This is a genomic window from Candidatus Didemnitutus sp., assembly GCA_019634575.1.
GTDB lineage: Bacteria > Verrucomicrobiota > Verrucomicrobiia > Opitutales > Opitutaceae > Didemnitutus.
Window position 1 is genome coordinate 3,500,547 of record JAHCAY010000001.1, and the last position, 14,930, is coordinate 3,515,476.

13 protein-coding genes are annotated in these 14,930 nt (G+C 68.0%); 8 read left to right on the plus strand and 5 right to left on the minus strand.

Going from position 1 to position 14,930, the window contains the following annotated elements; all coding sequences use genetic code 11:
- Position 1 precedes the first annotated feature (1 nt).
- The 4 genes from KF715_14585 to KF715_14600 all read left to right on the plus strand — a co-directional run bounded on the left by KF715_14585 (position 2) and on the right by KF715_14600 (position 2,989).
- Positions 2-814: an ATP-binding cassette domain-containing protein gene (locus KF715_14585; protein MBX3737920.1), complete on the plus strand. Its 813-nt coding sequence runs from the start codon at positions 2-4 to the stop codon at positions 812-814.
- Complete coding sequence (locus KF715_14590; protein ID MBX3737921.1) at positions 811-1,830, plus strand: MCE family protein; 1,020 nt, start codon at positions 811-813, stop codon at positions 1,828-1,830. The genes KF715_14585 and KF715_14590 overlap by 4 nt, the downstream gene beginning before the upstream one ends.
- A 55-nt stretch (positions 1,831-1,885) precedes the next feature.
- Positions 1,886-2,473, plus strand: coding sequence for a membrane integrity-associated transporter subunit PqiC (locus tag KF715_14595; GenBank protein ID MBX3737922.1), 588 nt, complete (start codon positions 1,886-1,888; stop codon positions 2,471-2,473).
- Between the two features lie 213 nt (positions 2,474-2,686).
- Entirely contained in the window at positions 2,687-2,989 is a 303-nt protein-coding gene (locus KF715_14600) for a hypothetical protein (protein ID MBX3737923.1), read from the plus strand.
- Between the two features lie 29 nt (positions 2,990-3,018).
- Here the strand turns inward: KF715_14600 and KF715_14605 are convergent, their stop codons facing one another.
- The 3 genes from KF715_14605 to KF715_14615 all read right to left on the minus strand — a co-directional run bounded on the left by KF715_14605 (position 3,019) and on the right by KF715_14615 (position 6,160).
- Positions 3,019-4,173 carry a thioredoxin family protein gene (locus KF715_14605; protein ID MBX3737924.1) on the minus strand — a complete coding sequence of 385 codons (1,155 nt, stop codon included), beginning with the start codon at positions 4,171-4,173 and terminating at the stop codon, positions 3,019-3,021.
- A 110-nt stretch (positions 4,174-4,283) separates the two neighbouring features.
- Positions 4,284-5,309 carry a M20/M25/M40 family metallo-hydrolase gene (locus tag KF715_14610; GenBank protein ID MBX3737925.1) on the minus strand — a complete coding sequence of 342 codons (1,026 nt, stop codon included), beginning with the start codon at positions 5,307-5,309 and terminating at the stop codon, positions 4,284-4,286.
- Positions 5,306-6,160, minus strand: coding sequence for a 2,3,4,5-tetrahydropyridine-2,6-dicarboxylate N-succinyltransferase (locus tag KF715_14615; protein MBX3737926.1), 855 nt, complete (start codon positions 6,158-6,160; stop codon positions 5,306-5,308). The genes KF715_14610 and KF715_14615 overlap by 4 nt, the downstream gene beginning before the upstream one ends.
- A 135-nt stretch (positions 6,161-6,295) precedes the next feature.
- On the opposite strand from KF715_14615, the gene panC reads away from it, so the two are divergent.
- From panC to KF715_14635, 4 genes are all read left to right on the plus strand, one after another.
- A complete protein-coding gene (panC, locus tag KF715_14620) occupies positions 6,296-7,138 on the plus strand; it encodes a pantoate--beta-alanine ligase (GenBank protein ID MBX3737927.1) in 843 nt (280 codons plus the stop codon).
- A gap of 407 nt (positions 7,139-7,545) precedes the next feature.
- Positions 7,546-8,502, plus strand: coding sequence for a 2-dehydropantoate 2-reductase (locus tag KF715_14625; GenBank protein ID MBX3737928.1), 957 nt, complete (start codon positions 7,546-7,548; stop codon positions 8,500-8,502).
- Between the two features lie 145 nt (positions 8,503-8,647).
- On the plus strand, positions 8,648-10,678 hold the full coding sequence (locus tag KF715_14630) for a M13 family metallopeptidase (protein MBX3737929.1): 2,031 nt from the start codon (positions 8,648-8,650) through the stop codon (positions 10,676-10,678).
- A 154-nt stretch (positions 10,679-10,832) separates the two neighbouring features.
- Complete coding sequence (locus KF715_14635; GenBank protein MBX3737930.1) at positions 10,833-13,127, plus strand: oligopeptide transporter, OPT family; 2,295 nt, start codon at positions 10,833-10,835, stop codon at positions 13,125-13,127.
- Between the two features lie 28 nt (positions 13,128-13,155).
- Here the strand turns inward: KF715_14635 and KF715_14640 are convergent, their stop codons facing one another.
- A complete protein-coding gene (locus KF715_14640) occupies positions 13,156-13,320 on the minus strand; it encodes a hypothetical protein (protein ID MBX3737931.1) in 165 nt (54 codons plus the stop codon).
- A gap of 79 nt (positions 13,321-13,399) precedes the next feature.
- The gene (locus KF715_14645) at positions 13,400-14,857 is read right to left on the minus strand and encodes a HAMP domain-containing histidine kinase (GenBank protein MBX3737932.1); all 1,458 of its coding nucleotides are present in this window, start codon (positions 14,855-14,857) and stop codon (positions 13,400-13,402) included.
- Positions 14,858-14,930: the final 73 nt, after the last annotated feature.

Sequence of the window (14,930 nt, forward strand, 5' to 3'; positions counted from 1 at the left end):
CATGAGCGACGCCGTCAAACCCTCCGCGCCCGTCACCGGAAAATTCGCCATCGAGGTCGAGGGCCTGCAGGCGCGCTACGACGAGCGCGTGATCCTCGAGAGCGTCTCGTTCGCGGTGAAGAAGGGCGAGGTGTTCTTCATCATCGGCGGCTCGGGTTGCGGCAAGAGCACGCTGTTGCGCAATCTGGTGGGCTTGCAGCAGCCGCCGCAGGGCAGCGTGCGCTACTTCGGGCGCGACTTCACGCATGCGGGGCCGGGCGAGCGCAAGGCGTTCCTGCGCTCCTTCGGTGTGCTCTATCAGGGCGGTGCGCTGTGGAGCTCGATGACCGTCGGCGAAAACGTCGCGCTGCCGCTCGAACTCTACACCGACCTCTCGCGCCGCGAGCGCGCGGGCATCGTCGGACTGAAACTCGCCCAGGTCGGCCTCGCGGGCTACGAGGACTATTATCCGTCGGAGCTCTCGGGCGGCATGAAGAAACGCGCCGGACTCGCGCGTGCGCTGGCGCTCGACCCGGAGATCGTGTTCTTCGACGAGCCGTCGGCCGGCCTCGATCCGATCACGTCGCTGAAGCTCGACGAGCTTATCCTCCAGCTGCGCGACACGCTCGGCACGACCATCGTCGTCGTGTCGCACGAGCTCGCGAGCATCTACGGCATCGCCGATCGCGTGGTCCTGCTCGACCGCGAGACGAAGGGCGTGATCGCCGAGGGCGACCCGCGGGAGCTGCGCGACCGCAGCGAGGATCCGCGCGTGAGGGAGTTTTTGAATAGACGCATGGAGCCCGCCGGGCAAAAAGGAGTCCCAACCCCGTGAAATCCCGCTTCAGTCCCGCCGCCGTGGGCATGTTCGTCCTGGGGGCCGTGTTGCTCGGCCTGCTGGCGTTCGTCTCGTTCGGCGGGACGAACTTCTTCTCCAAGCCCACGCGCTTCGTCGTGTATTTCGACGAATCCGTCAGCGGCCTCGATCCCGGCGCGGCGGTGAAGGTCAACGGCGTGCGCATCGGCCGCGTCGCCGCGATCAACGTCCGCTACGACTCCGCCACGCGCCTCGCGCTCGTCCAGACGATCTGCGAGATCGACCGCAACGTCCTCACCGACCGCGACGGCAACACCATCGAACTCACGAATCCCGTCGAGCTCCAGAATCTCATCGAGCGCGGCATGCGCGCGAAGCTGAACCTCCAGGGCATCACCGGCCTGCTGTTCGTCGAGTTGAGCTTCGAGGACCCGCGCGAGTATCCCGCGCCGAAGCGCAACGCGGTGGAGCCGTATCCCGCCATCCCCGCCATCAAGTCGCCCATCGCCGAGGTGCAGAGCAGTATCGTCGAGATCGTCGCCGACATCAAACGCGTCGACTTCGCCGGCCTGAGCAAGGAGCTGAAAACGCTCCTCGCCACGACGAACCAGAAGATCGCCGACCTCGACGTGAAGGCGCTGACCGAGCGCGTGGGCCGCGCGGCGGACTCCGTGGAAAAGTTCGCCGGCTCGCCCGAGGCGAAGGCGGTCATGGTGAACCTCAACCGCACCATCGTCGAAACACAGGCGCTGATCGCGAAGCTCGATGCGCAGGTCCAGCCGGTGAGCGGCGAGCTGAAGCAGACCCTCGCCGACGCGCAGGCGGCGCTGAAGCAGATCGATGCCGCCGCGCTGACCACGCGCCGTTTCGTCCAGTCGCAGGGCTACCTCGGCGAGGACGTCACGCGCACGCTGCAGCAGGTTTCCGATGCCGCCGGCGCGATTCAGCGCCTGGCGGAACTCCTCGAACGCAACCCGAACGCACTGCTCGTCGGCCGCAATCGTGCGGGAGCGCAGAAGCGCGAACAGCCATGACATCTTCCAGCCCTGGCGCGGCGCACGCGGCGACCACCTCAAGAGCGAATCTCCGATGAAAAATTTCCGCACCGTCTGGTTTGTCGTGGGATGCGTCGCCGGCCTCGCCGGCTGCAACGTCCTCCCCGAGGCGCGCCCGGAAAGCGCGCGCTACTTCGTGCTCGAGGCTCATCCCGCCGCCGAAGCGCCGCCGGCCGGGGCGGTGAAGCTCGGGCTGCGCCCGGTCGAGGTGCCGGCCTACCTGAAGCACAAGGCGATTGCCCTGCGCAGCGGGGAAAACGAAGTCAGCTACGCGCCCGATGCGTTCTGGGCCGAGCCGCTCGATGCCGGCGTCGCGCGCGTGCTGCGCGAGCACCTCGCGGCGCGCGCCAACGTGCTGGCGTATCCGTTCCCGGCGCAATTGCCGCGCGACTACGACCTCACCGTCCGCGTGCTCAACGCGGAGGGCTCGGCCCAAGGCGTGCGCTTCGTGGCGGTGATCGAGCTGCTGCGCGTGGGCGACAAGCCCGAGCTCGTGGTGCGCCGCGAGTTCACGGCGCCGGCGACCGCATGGGGCAACGACTACGGCCAGCTGGCGCGCGGTCTCAGCCAGGCGGTGGCCGCGCTGGCGGACGAAGTCGTCGCGAGCGTGCCGAAGCCGTAGCACCTTTCTTCGATCCGCGCCCCGTAGGCAGCGAGCTTGCTCGTGCCCAACCGGCCTGCGGAGCGGGAAACGGCGCGAGCAAGCTCGCTGCCCACCGCGACGTGGAAGAGGATACACAGGGAGTCTCCCCTCCGCCGCTTGCTCTAGCGTGAGCGGCGGCGCATGCCTCACTTTGTGCTGGCCGCTGGCATGCGGCTGGCTATCTGTCCGGGCATGGCCCTGTCCGGAGACACCCCCTCCACGTTCACGGTGATCCAGTTTTCCCTGGAAACCGGACCGGATAGCACGCCGACGCAGCGCTCGACGAATTGCGGTTCCTATCGCGACGTGGAAGCGGCGTTTCACAACGCCCGCTGCCTCGCCAACGAGACCTGGAGCCGCATCAAGGAAACCGGCGCGTTCGGCGCGCCGACGATCGTCGACACGGAGTGGGGCTACGATCTGCGGCTCGGCCCGCTGACGGTGCACCGTTTCTGGGTGCACGAGAGCGCAGCGAGCCAGCGATTGCTGAAGTAGAATGAGCGCGCGAGCGATGCTCGCGCTCCTCACTCAGGCAAGAGCTCGGGATGTCCCGCGCGGGAGAGCCGTTCGCGATAGAGTTGCTTCGCCTCCGCTGAACCGTCGAATGCGACGGCACGATCGAGCAGCATTCTCGCATGCTCGAGGTCGCCCGCGCCGGCGAAAGCCTCGATGAAGTTGCCGAACGTCTTCTGCGCGAGCAGACGATTCAGGCGTGCGATCTCGGTGCTGCCGTTGGACGGTAAATTGGCGTAGCCCTCCAGTCGTTTGGATGCTTCGGCAAATGACATGCCGGCAACGAGGTCGCGGTAGCGGCGTTCCGCGAGGAGTGGCTCGAAGAGTAACGAGGCCAATTGCGCCTTCCGCGGGTTGCCAGCTGGTAACGAGTCGTGGAACTTTAGACTTTCGGCGGAGCTTCCCAGAACTCGGTTGAGCGCGACCAGCTCCATTAAACTCTTCAGCGGGGCATTTGATTGCTGCGCGCGGGCAAGTGCGGCGTCACGCCGTTCCAGCAACGCGCCGCGCGCGGCCGGATGTTGCTCACCAAGGTTCGCGATCGACGTGAGCAGATAACTCAGCCGCACGCCGGCGAACGACGGCACCGACACCATGCCCTCGTCGTAGCACCAGAGATACTCGGCAAGTGCGGCCGCCGGCTGCCCGGCGCGGGCGAGTTCATCGCCGAGCCGATAGCGCGCTTGCACGCGATCGTGCTCGTTCGGGGCGTTGACGATTGCCTCACGCGCGCGGGCGAGGGCGCTTTTGCCCGCCAAGCCGGCGTTGAACTCCTCGATGAACTTTGCCGCCTCCCGATAGCCGACGAGGCGATCGATCTCGGTGCCGTCGGGCTTGAGCAGAAGCAACGTCGGGTAGGAATCGACTTTGTAGCGTTTGGCGAGTGCGCGCTCTTTCTCTGCATCGATCTTCAGTGCGACGGTTTTTTCGGTCAGGAGCGCGACGACGGTCGGATCGGTCCAAGTGGACTCGTCGAGCATTTTGCAGGGACCGCACCAGGTGGTGTAGAAGTCGATGAAGACGATCTTGTGTTCGGCGGCGGCGGTTTCGCAGGCCGCACCGAAAGGCGCGTTGACGAAGAATTTTGCTGGGACCGGATCAGGGGCGGAACGGGCCGCGAGCGTGGTCATGCTGACGAGCAGCGGGAGAAAAGACACGAGTTTCATAATCGAGGTGCACTTCGCGTTGGCCCGCTGCAAAACGCGGTCGACAGTCAGACGGCCTCGTGGGCGATTACGACGGAAATCTTGCCGCCACTGCGGCGGCGCTCTCGCGCTTACGCGGTGGCGAGCAGCTCGGTCGCGATGCGCACGTTGCCGTCGATGGCGGCGTGGAGTTCGGCGATCGAGAGGAACTCGTGGTCGGTGTGCGCGACGTGGATCGAGCCGGGGCCGAAGAGCAGCGGCGTGCCCCAGTTGTCGAGGAACGGCACGTCGGTCGCGTAGGAGAACACGGCCTGCTCGAAACCGGCGACGGTATGCAGGCGCACGAGCGGCACGAAGGCGGTTTCCTCGACGCGCAGACGCGCGCCGACCAGTTCCTGCACGCGACGGCGGATGATGTCGGCGTCGCCGACCGTGCGGAAGAACAGCTCCGCGTGCGCGTGCGGCGGGATGACGTTCGGCGCGACCCCGCCGCTGAGGAGGCCGATGTTGAAATGCGTGCGGCCGAGCACCGGATCGTCGGGCCACTCGGCGCGGCGCAGGATTTCGAGGCAGTCGAGGAGCTTCTCAGTCGCGGATTCGCCGAGCTCCGGGTAACCGGAGTGCGCGGCGCGGCCGTCGGCATGGAGGCGGAAACGCACGCCGCCGCGCGTGGCGGTGCCGAGGCGCAGGTCGGTGGGTTCGCCGTTGATGAGGAACTTGGATTGGTTCGGGAGCGTGTTGGCGCGCTTGGCGCCGTCGCTGCCGCGTTCCTCGCCGACGACGAAGAGCAGGGCGACGCGCGTCTCGCCCGCCGCGCGCAGGCGCTCGGCGGCGGCGACTTGCGCGGCGAGGATGCCTTTGGCGTCGCACGCGCCGCGGCCCATGAGTTTGTCGCCTTCGACGCGGCTCGGGAAATACGGCGGCACGCAATCGAAGTGGGTCGAGAACGTGACCTTCGGCTCGCCGACGGTGGCGAGGATGTTGAAGCGTTCGCCGGAGACCGGTTGTTCCTGCACGCGCCAGCCGAGCGCGCGGAGATCGGCGGCGAGCTTGCGGCCGACGGCGGCTTCCTTGCCCGTGGTGGAATCGATGTCCATCAGGCCGCGCGCGAACGCGACGGCGTCGAAGGTGGCGGAGGATTGGGTCGCGGTGCTCATCGGATCCAGCTTTCGAGTTCGGTGCGGGTGTCGGTCTTCTCGTCGCGGTATTTGACGATGACCGGCGTGGCGACGGAGAGGCCCCACTCGGGTCCGGGCGCGCGTTTCACGGTGCGCGCGCCGGGGACGACGACGGCTCCGGCGGGGACGACGACCGGCGAGCCGGCGGTGGGCGCGATGATGGTTTGGTTGACGAGGTCGTAGATCGGCGTGGAGCCGGTGAGCACGACGCCGGCGCCGATGACGGCGCGGGTCTTCACGATGGCGCCTTCGTAGATGCCCGTGTTGCCCCCGACGAGGACGTCGTCCTCGATGATGACCGGCAGCGCGCCGACGGGCTCGATGACGCCGCCGATCTGCGCGGCGGCGGAGAGATGCGCGCGCTTGCCGATCTGCGCGCACGAGCCGACGAGCGCGTGGGAGTCGACCATGGTGCCCTCGTCGACGTAGGCGCCGAGGTTGATATACATCGGCGGCATGCAGATGACGCCCTTGGCGAGGTAGGCGCCTTCGCGGATCGCGGAGCCGCCCGGGACGATGCGCACGCCGGCGGCGAGGCCGGGGCGGCGGACGGGCAGGGTGTCCTTGTCGTAGAAGGGGAACGCGCCGCTCACGTCGGCCATGTCGCCGTGGCGCAGGCCGAGGAGGATGGCCTGCTTCACCCAGGTGTTGACCTTCCAGCCGGTCGGCGAGGCGGCGTCGGGCTCGGCGGAGCGGATGAGGCCGGCGTTCAGCGCGGAGCGGACTTCGGACCAGAGCGCGCGGGCGGCGGCCTTGTCGGCGGCGGGGCCGGCGGCGAAGAGCTGTTCGGTCTGCGTGCGGAGGGCGGCGAAATCGGGCGTGGGGGACATGCGTAAAGCGCGGATGAATCTCGGACAGGGCTGCCTTTGCGCAGAGCGCTCCGGCGGGTTCGCCGGCGGTGCGACCGAGGCGAGGAGGCTTGATAAAGCGCGCGCGCCCGGGTTAGTTCAAGTCCCTTCCCGGTCATGCAAAAAATCGACTCTCTCACGGCGATGCGGGCCAGCGCCGCGGAGTTGCGCGCCTCGGGGCGCCGGCTTGCGCTCATTCCCACGCTCGGCGCGTTGCACGCCGGACACGTCAGTCTCATCCGGCTCGCGCGCGAGCGCGGTTGCGCGGTCGTCGTGTCCGTGTTCGTGAACCCGCTGCAGTTCGGCGCGAACGAGGATCTCGCGAAATATCCGCGCAATCCCGCCGCCGACGCGGCGCTGTGCGAGCGCGAGGGCGTGGACGTCGTCTTCGCGCCGGCGGTCGAGGAGATGTTTCCGAAAAATTTCTCGATCGCGGTCACGGAGGAGCGCGTCAGCAAGCCGCTGTGCGGCATCTCTCGCCCCGCGCTGTTCCGCGGCGTGCTCACGTGCTGGCTGAAATTGCTCAACGTCGTGCAGCCCGATGCGCTCGTGATGGGCGAAAAGGATTCCCAGCAGGTCGCCGTGGTGCGCAAGGCGCTCGCGGATCTCGCGCTGCCGGTCGAAGTGATCACGGCGCCGACCGTGCGCGACGCCGACGGCCTAGCGGTGAGCGCGCGCAACGGCTACCTGACGCCGACCCAGCGCGACGAGGCGCTCGCCGTTTTCCAGGCGCTGAAGCGCGCGAAGGAGATGGTCGATTCCGGCGTGCGCAGCGCGGACCGTGTCGTCGCCGAGGCCACGCACATCATGGCCGCGAAGCGCCGCCTGCGCGTCATCTACATCGCGGTCGTGAATCGCGAAACGATGGACCCGATGCGCGAAGTCGTGCCCGGCATCTCGCTGATGTCGGTGGCGTTCTGGGTCGATGAAGTCCGCCTGACGGACAACATGCCGCTCTGAAACGGCGCCGCGCGGCGCCTGTGAATAACTTGTCGGCAGACCGGCAAATTGCCGCGTGCGAGCGAGCGACCCGATGACTTGCCCCAGCGGCGTCGCTCGGGCGAAGCCGCGAGATCGGCCGGCGGTGAGTGATGGGACGGGCGCACTTCGCGGATTCGGTAACCACCTGAGGCGGAAGCATGAGCCCAGATTCACCCGATGCGTGTGATCGGGATGGGCGCGGCGGTCGCCCGGGCAATAGTCCCGGGTATTTGACGCGACAGCCGCTCCGAGATTTCCCGAGGGCGGGCCTTTCGCTGGGTTATGCCCGGGCCCGATTCCGGTTGTGAGAAATTCGTGAAGACCCGCGCCGAGCCGGCCGGAGAGCGGTGTTGAATTTTTCCGCCCAGCCTGTGTGTTTTGACCGCGTGAACGCCCCCTTTCCCTCGAAACCTCGCGTCGCCATCGTAGGCAGCGGTGCCCTCGGCACCTACTACGGCGCCTTCCTCGCGCGCGCGGGACACGACGTGCATTTCCTGGCCCGCACCGGCCGCGCCGCCGTGCTCGCGCGCGGCATGCGCGTCAAGACACCGACCGAGAAGTTCCACCTCAAGAAGGTTCAGGTCTACGGCTCGACCGAGGAAATCGGCGCCTGCGACCTCGTGGTCGTCGCGCTCAAGGCGACCTCGAACGACGCGTTGAAAAAACTGCTTCCGCCGCTGCTCGGGCCGACGACACTCGTGCTCACGCTCCAAAACGGACTCGGCGTCGAGGAACCGGTGGCGGAGGTCGTCGGCCCCGACCGCGTGATCGGCGCGCTGTGCTACATCGCCGCCGAGCGCACCGCGCCGGGCGTGGTGGAGTGCCGTTTCCCGGGCGTGATGACGATCGGCAAGTTCGGCAAACCCGCCGGCGAGCGCACGCACGCCGTGGCCACGCTTTTCAGCCGGGCCGGCGTGAAATGCGAGGCGCAGGACAATCTCGAGGAGATGCGCTGGCGCCGGTTGGTCTGGAACGTGCCCTTCAACGGCATCGCGATCGCGGCTGGCGGCGTGACCACCGACGTGATCCTGACCGACGACGGGCTGCGCACGCTCGCGCGCCGCGTGATGGAGGAGGTCGTGGACGCGGCGGCGAAGTTCGGCCACGAGATCCCGCGTTCGTTCGTCGATCTGCAATTCGAGCGCACCGCGAAGATGGGCGGCTACCGGCCGTCGAGCCTCAGCGATTTCGAGAGCGGCAAGGATCTCGAACTCGAGGAAATCTGGGGCGAACCCGTGCGCCGCGCGAAATCCGTCGGCACCGCCGTGCCGCGCATGGAGATGCTCTACTGGCTGATCCGCCATCGCCTCGCCACGCGCAAGCCGGCGAAGAAGAAGCGCTGAGGTCCACGGACCGGGCGGGCCGCAGCGGCGCCGGGAAATCCGCCGCGCCTGCGAAGCGGGACGGCGTCAGCCGCCTCGGCGCTCCCGCCGCCGCGTTGGTCGATTCCGCGTTGCGCCGCCCGGCGGGTCGGGCGAAGTTGCCGCCATGCGTTCCCTGAAAGCTCTCTCGCTCGTCTCCGTCTGCGCGCTCGGGCTCGTCGCGCGCGCGGAGATCACCCCCGCCAACTTCGACCAGTCCGTGAAGCCGCAGGATGATTTCTACCGCTTCGTGAACGGCACGTGGTTGAAGAACACCGCCATCCCCGCCGACCAGGCGCGCTGGCACACCTTCACGATCCTGGCCGAGCGCAACATGGAGGCGCTGCACCAGCTCGCCGAGCGCGCCGCCGCCAAGGGCCAGTCCGGCACCGCCATCGAGCAGCTCGTGGGCGACTACTACGCCAGCGGCATGGACGAGGCGGCCATCAACGCCGCCGGCATCCAGCCGCTGCAACCGCTCCTCGACCGCATCGCGACCGCGCACACGCCGACCGAGATCTTCGCGACGATCGGCTACCTGCACGCGCAGGGCCCACGCGTGGGCTTCGTGGCGGGCGTCGGCGCTGACGCCAAGGACAGCAACACGCAGATCTTCCAGATGCGCCAGGGCGGCCTCGGTCTGCCCGGCACCGGCCGCGACGCCGATCGCGACTACTATTTCAACACCGACGAACGCTCGAAGAAGGTCCGCGAGCAATACGTCGCGCACATCGCGAAGATGCTCGAGCTCTCCGGTTGGGACGCCGCCGCCGCCCAAGCCGGCGCCGCCGGCGTCTTGCGCATCGAGACCGCGCTCGCCGAGGTCTCGCTCCCGCGCGCCGCGCTGCGCAACCCGTATGCGAGCTACAACAAGATCGCCGTCGCCGACCTCGCGACCAAGGCGCCGGGCCTCGACTGGTCCGGTTACTTCACGACGCTCGGCCTCGGCGAGTTCAAGGAGCTGAACCTCGCGCACCCGAAGTTCTTCGCCGGCTTCGCGAAACTCGTGCAGGAGGCGCCCGCCGCCGACTGGCAGGCCTACCTGCGCTGGCGCGTGCTCTCGAGCTTTGCGACCTCGCTCGGCACCGCGTTCGAGGAGGAGAATTTCAATTTCTACAGCGGCGTCATCGCCGGCGTGAAGGAGCGCAAGCCGCGCTGGCGCCGTATCGTCAGCGCGACCGACAACGCGCTCGGCGAGGCGCTCGGCCAGCTCTACGTCGCCGAGTATTTCCCGCCCGAGGCGAAGACCCGCGTGCTGAAGCTCGTCGAGGATCTCCGCGCCGCGCTCGGCGACCGCATCCGCGCGCTCGAGTGGATGGACGCCGCGACGAAGGAAAAGGCGCTGGGCAAACTCGCCGCGTTCTCCGTCAAGATGGGTTATCCCGACAAGTGGCAGGACTACAGCGCGCTGCGGCTCGACCGCAGCTCCTACGTGCTCAACCAGCTCCGCATCGCCCAATACGAGCACAAGCGAAACATCGCGCGCCTCGGCCAGCCGACCGACAAGACGGAGTGGGGCATGACGCCGCCGACCGTGAACGCTTCCTACAGCCCGCAGGCGAACTCGATCACGTTCCCCGCCGGCATCCTCCAGCCGCCGTTCTTCGATCCGAAAGCCGACGACGCCTCCAACTACGGCGGCATCGGCACCGTCATCGGCCATGAGATGACACACGGCTTCGACGACTCCGGCCGTCGCTACGACTTTGCCGGCAATCTGGTCGACTGGTGGTCGAAGGAATCCGGCGAGGAATTCAACAAACGCGCCGCGAAGGTCGTCGCGCAGTTCAACGGCTACACCGTCCTCGACGGCACACTCCACCTGAAGGGCGAGCTCACACAGGGTGAAAACATCGCCGACCTCGGCGGCATCAAGGTCGCCTACGCCGCGCTGCAAAAGGCGCTCGAAGGCCAGCCGCATGCGAAGATCGACGGCTGGACGCCGGAGCAGCGATTCTTCCTCAGCTACGCCAACATCTGGCGCGACCTGCAGCGCCCCGAGGAGCAACGCCGCCGCGTGAACGTCGACCCGCACTCGCCGGGCGTCTGGCGCGTGAACGGCCCGCTCTCGAACCTCGAGGAATTCTGGACCGCGTTCGCCGTCCCCGAAGGCGCGCCGATGCGCCGCTCCGGCGACGCGCGCGTGACGATCTGGTAAGCGCGCTCCTCGCGCAATCGGAACATAGGCGCTGCCCTCGGGCGGCGCCTTTTTGCGCCCCGGTGGGACGCGTGGAACCGCCGGGGCGAAGGCGGAACTCCGCGGTTGCGCGCGCGCCGGGCCGTGCGCACGCTCGCGGCCGTTTTTTCCCTCCATGTCGCAAAACAACTCGCCGAAGTTCGAGCCGTTCATCCCCGCGTCCGTTCAACTGCCGGAATTCACCTGGCGCGCCGTGCTGACCGGCGCCGTGCTCGGCGTCGTCTTCGGCGCCTCGTCGCTCTACCTCGTCCTCAAGGTGGGCCTCACCGTGAGTGCGTCGATCCCGGTCGCGGTGATTTCGCTGACGCTCTTCCGCGGTCTCTCGAAGCTCGGCGTGCGCGACGCGACGATCCTCGAGCACAACATCACGCAGACGGCCGGCTCGGCGGGCGAATCGCTCGCGTTCGGCGTCGGTGCGACCATGCCGGCGATCATGATCCTCGGTTTCGACCTCGAGCTCACGCGCGTGATGCTCGTCGCGATCCTCGGCGGCCTGCTCGGCATCCTCATGATGATTCCGCTGCGCCGCGCGCTGATCGTGAAGGAGCACGGCATTCTCAAATACCCCGAAGGCACGGCGTGCGCGGCGGTGTTGAAAGCGGGCATCGACGACGTCTCGCGCGCCGCCGCTTCTCCCTCGGCCAAAGCCGAAATGGCCGCAGCCGAAGCGGCCGGTCTCGGCAAGTCGCCCGGCGCGAAGGTCGTCTTCGGCGGTTTTGCGATCGGCCTGCTCTACAAGACCGTGATGGCGGCGTTTAAGGGCTGGAAAGATATCCCGGAAAAAGTTTTCGGCGCGCCGCTGAAAGGCGGCTCGGTGGGCGCGGAGATTTCGCCGGAGCTCGTCGGCGTCGGCTACGTGATCGGTCCGCGCATCGCGGCGATCATGTGCGGCGGCGGCGCGCTGTCGTTCCTCGTGCTGATTCCGCTGATCCGCTTCTTCGGCGATGGCGTGCCCACGCCGATCGCGCCCGGCACGGTGCCGATTGCGGAAATGGATCCCTACGCGATCCGCCGCGCCTACATCCTCTACATCGGTGCGGGCGCGGTGACGGCCGGCGGCATCATCAGCCTCATCCAGGCGCTGCCGACGATCTGGCACAGCTTCGTGGCGGGCCTGCGCGATGTCGGCCTCGCGCGCGGCGACCGCGCTGCGGGTGAAAAGGTGCCGCGCACGGACCTCGATCTCTCGCCGAAGTTCATCGGTATCGGCATCGTGGTGTTGCTCGCGCTCATCGTGCTCGCGCGTCCGCTGCAAATGAACCTGCTCGGCGCGCTGCTGATAGTGGTGTTCGGCTTTCTCTTCGTCACCGTCTCGTCGCGCCTGACTGGCGAGATCGGTTCCTCGTCCAATCCCATCTCGGGCATGACAGTGGCGACGCTGCTGTTCGTGTGCCTGATCTTCCTGCTCATCGGCTGGAACGGCGGCACGTATTACGTCACAGCGCTCTCGATCGGTGCGATCGTGTGCATCGCCTCGTCGAACGGCGGCACGACGTCGCAGGATTTGAAAACCGGGTTCCTGCTCGGCGGCACGCCGCGCCTGCAACAGCTCGCGATTCTCGTCGGCGCGTTTTCGTCGGCCGTGTTGCTCGGGCCGATTCTGCTCCGCCTGAACGACTCGGCGACCGTCTACGTTCCCGTCGCGAAAGTCGCGCCGGCCGGCGTGCACGTTGAACCAGCCACGCTCGTTGGCGCGCGTCACGAATCGCTCGTCGGCCCGCAGGCGCGCACCGATGGCGCGAGTTATCTCGTCTGGCAAAAGACCGACGCCGCCGGCGGTCCGACAGGCAAATACCTCGTCAACGAGCGCGGCGACGCCGTGTGGTTCGTCGATCCCGGCATCAACGGCGCCTACAGCGAGCGGCCGGACGGCACGACGGTGCAGAAGTTCGCCGCACCGCAGGCGCGGCTCGTTTCCTACATCATCAAGGGCATCCTCGATCAGCAGCTCCCGTGGGCGCTCGTGCTGCTCGGCGTGATGATCGCGGTCGTGCTGCAGATGAGCTTCGTGCCGGCGCTGGCGTTCGCGGTCGGCGTGTATTTGCCGCTCTCGGCGTCGTCCCCGATCCTCGTCGGCGGATTCATCCGCTGGCTGGTCGATCGTCGCGTGCGGCAAAAGCCGGCCTACGCGAACTTGAGCGAGGAGCAGTTCGCCGCCGAGAGCGACAAGAGTCCCGGCGTGCTGCTCGCTTCCGGCTACATCGCCGGCGGCGCGATCGCGGGCATCGCCATCGCGTTCTTCGCCGGTGTCACGAGTGATTTCGACGCGTCGATCACGGAATGGTCGCTGGCGCACAATCCGTTCTACGGCGGCGCGAACGCCGACGCGCTCGCGATGATCCCGTTCGCACTGCTCTGCGTGTTCCTCTACCTCGTGGCCCGCGAAAAGGTGCTCACGCCGAAACGCTGAAGTCGCATCCGTGTTCGGGGACGAGCGTTCAGCGCGCGAACGTCTCCGGATGCGCGGCGGCGGCGGCGATTTCGGGCGGGAAACCGAGCACGAGGAGCCAGTTGAAGGCGTTGATCTGCGGCACCGTCGTCACAGCGACGGCGAGGACAGGTTCTTGCGACGCGGAAGCGGGGGTGTTGGCGATCGGGAGCATGGCGCCATTAAACCGTGTGCGTGTTGCCGCCGTATGAAGCCGAACCGGGATTTTCGTTAAGCTCGCGTAAGTTCCCCGCTCAACCTGCCGCGAGCCGGATCTCTGCGCGGAAGCCGCGCGGCTCCCGGTTGGCGAAGGTGATCTCGCCGCCGCACGCGGCCACGCTCGAGCGCACAATCGTCAACCCAAGGCCGACGCCGCCAGTCTCGCGGGCGCGTGCGCCTTCGGGCCGGAAAAAGGGCTCGCCGAGGCGTGCGAGCGCATCGGCCGGCACGCCCGGTCCGTCGTCGTCGATGCACACCCGCACATCGGCGCCGTGCCGCGTCGCAGTGAGGCGGACCGGGCCGCCGCCCCCGTAACGCCGGGCGTTGCGCACGAGATTGCCGATGGCGCGCGACAGCAAGGCACGGTCGCCGAGCACGAGCAGAGCCGAAGGAGCGTCGATCGCGACCTGGTCGGCCCCGTTCTCGCGCAGGACGGTCTCGCGCAGCAACGGCTCGAGCGCGACGGGTTCCCGGGCCGTCTCACGCGGCTTCAGCCCCGCGCGCGTGAAGGCCAGAAGCTCGCCGACCAGCTCCGCCATTTGCTGCACTTCCTCACGCACATCGCGGACGGTGGATTGAAGCGGAGTGGGCGCGCGCTGCTCGAGGAGTTCCACGGCGACCTGCAAACGGCCGACCGGCGAGCCGAGTTCGTGCGCCACGTCGCCGAGGAAGCGCTTTTGCGTCTCCGCGTGCGACTCCAGCCGCCGCGCCATGTCATTGATGGCGCCGCCGAGTCGTCCGATCTCGTCGGCGCCGGACACCGGCGCGCGGGTCTCGAATTTTCCCTCGGCGATCCGGTCGGTCGCGACTGTGAGGGTGTCGAGGCGCCGCGTGATGGAGCGCACGAAGGGCATCCAGAACACCACCGACACGCCGAGCGCGAGCCCCGCGACACCCGCCCACCAGTGCAAGCCGAGGAGGAGCGCGAGCCGGAACGCCGACTGCGTATGGATGATGAGCGTCGTGCGTGGAGGCGGCTCGTCACGTTCCAGCAGTGCCGGCGAAGGATGGATGCGCAGCCCGAACCAGTAGTCGCCGCTGTCCGGGTGGAGGAGGAAACGTCCCACGCCGCCGCGCGCGCCGGGGGGCGGACCCATTTCGTCCGGCCCCGGGTCTTCCCCCGGCGGCAGTCGGTCGCCACGACCCGGTCGCGGCCTGCTGCGGCCCAGTTCGCGCCGCACCGCCTCGGGCAGCGGCAGCGAGGGCCCGGCGAGCACGAGCCCGTCGTTGCGCAGCCAGAGAAACTCGACGCCGTGCGCGGCGGCGCGGCGGGCGACGATCGCCGCCGTCTCGCCCTCGTCGGCCGTCAGCAGCTCGTCCGAGATCTCGTCGGCCAGCGCGGCGACGCGATCGCCGAGCGGCCCGAGCGCGATCTTTTCCCAGCCGCGCTCGCTGCGCGCGAAGAACCATGCGGTGCCCAGCGCCGCCACGAGCGCGAAGTTCAGCGCGAGCAGGAGCCAGACCTTGATCCAGAGCGGCAGCGGGATTTTCAAAGCGCGCCTACACTAGCGGGCGCAGCGGAAAAATCCCGACCATTTACCCGGCCTTAACAAAAAGCCCGGCGGC

Coding starts and splice junctions, on each gene's coding strand:
- KF715_14585 (MBX3737920.1), top strand. CDS start 2: ATGAGCGACGCCGTCAAACCCTCCGCGCCCGTCACCGGAAAATTCGCC.
- KF715_14595 (MBX3737922.1), top strand. CDS start 1,886: ATGAAAAATTTCCGCACCGTCTGGTTTGTCGTGGGATGCGTCGCCGGC.
- KF715_14600 (MBX3737923.1), top strand. CDS start 2,687: ATGGCCCTGTCCGGAGACACCCCCTCCACGTTCACGGTGATCCAGTTT.
- KF715_14605 (MBX3737924.1), bottom strand. CDS start 4,173: ATGAAACTCGTGTCTTTTCTCCCGCTGCTCGTCAGCATGACCACGCTC.
- KF715_14610 (MBX3737925.1), bottom strand. CDS start 5,309: ATGAGCACCGCGACCCAATCCTCCGCCACCTTCGACGCCGTCGCGTTC.
- KF715_14615 (MBX3737926.1), bottom strand. CDS start 6,160: ATGTCCCCCACGCCCGATTTCGCCGCCCTCCGCACGCAGACCGAACAG.
- panC (MBX3737927.1), top strand. CDS start 6,296: ATGCAAAAAATCGACTCTCTCACGGCGATGCGGGCCAGCGCCGCGGAG.
- KF715_14630 (MBX3737929.1), top strand. CDS start 8,648: ATGCGTTCCCTGAAAGCTCTCTCGCTCGTCTCCGTCTGCGCGCTCGGG.
- KF715_14635 (MBX3737930.1), top strand. CDS start 10,833: ATGTCGCAAAACAACTCGCCGAAGTTCGAGCCGTTCATCCCCGCGTCC.
- KF715_14640 (MBX3737931.1), bottom strand. CDS start 13,320: ATGCTCCCGATCGCCAACACCCCCGCTTCCGCGTCGCAAGAACCTGTC.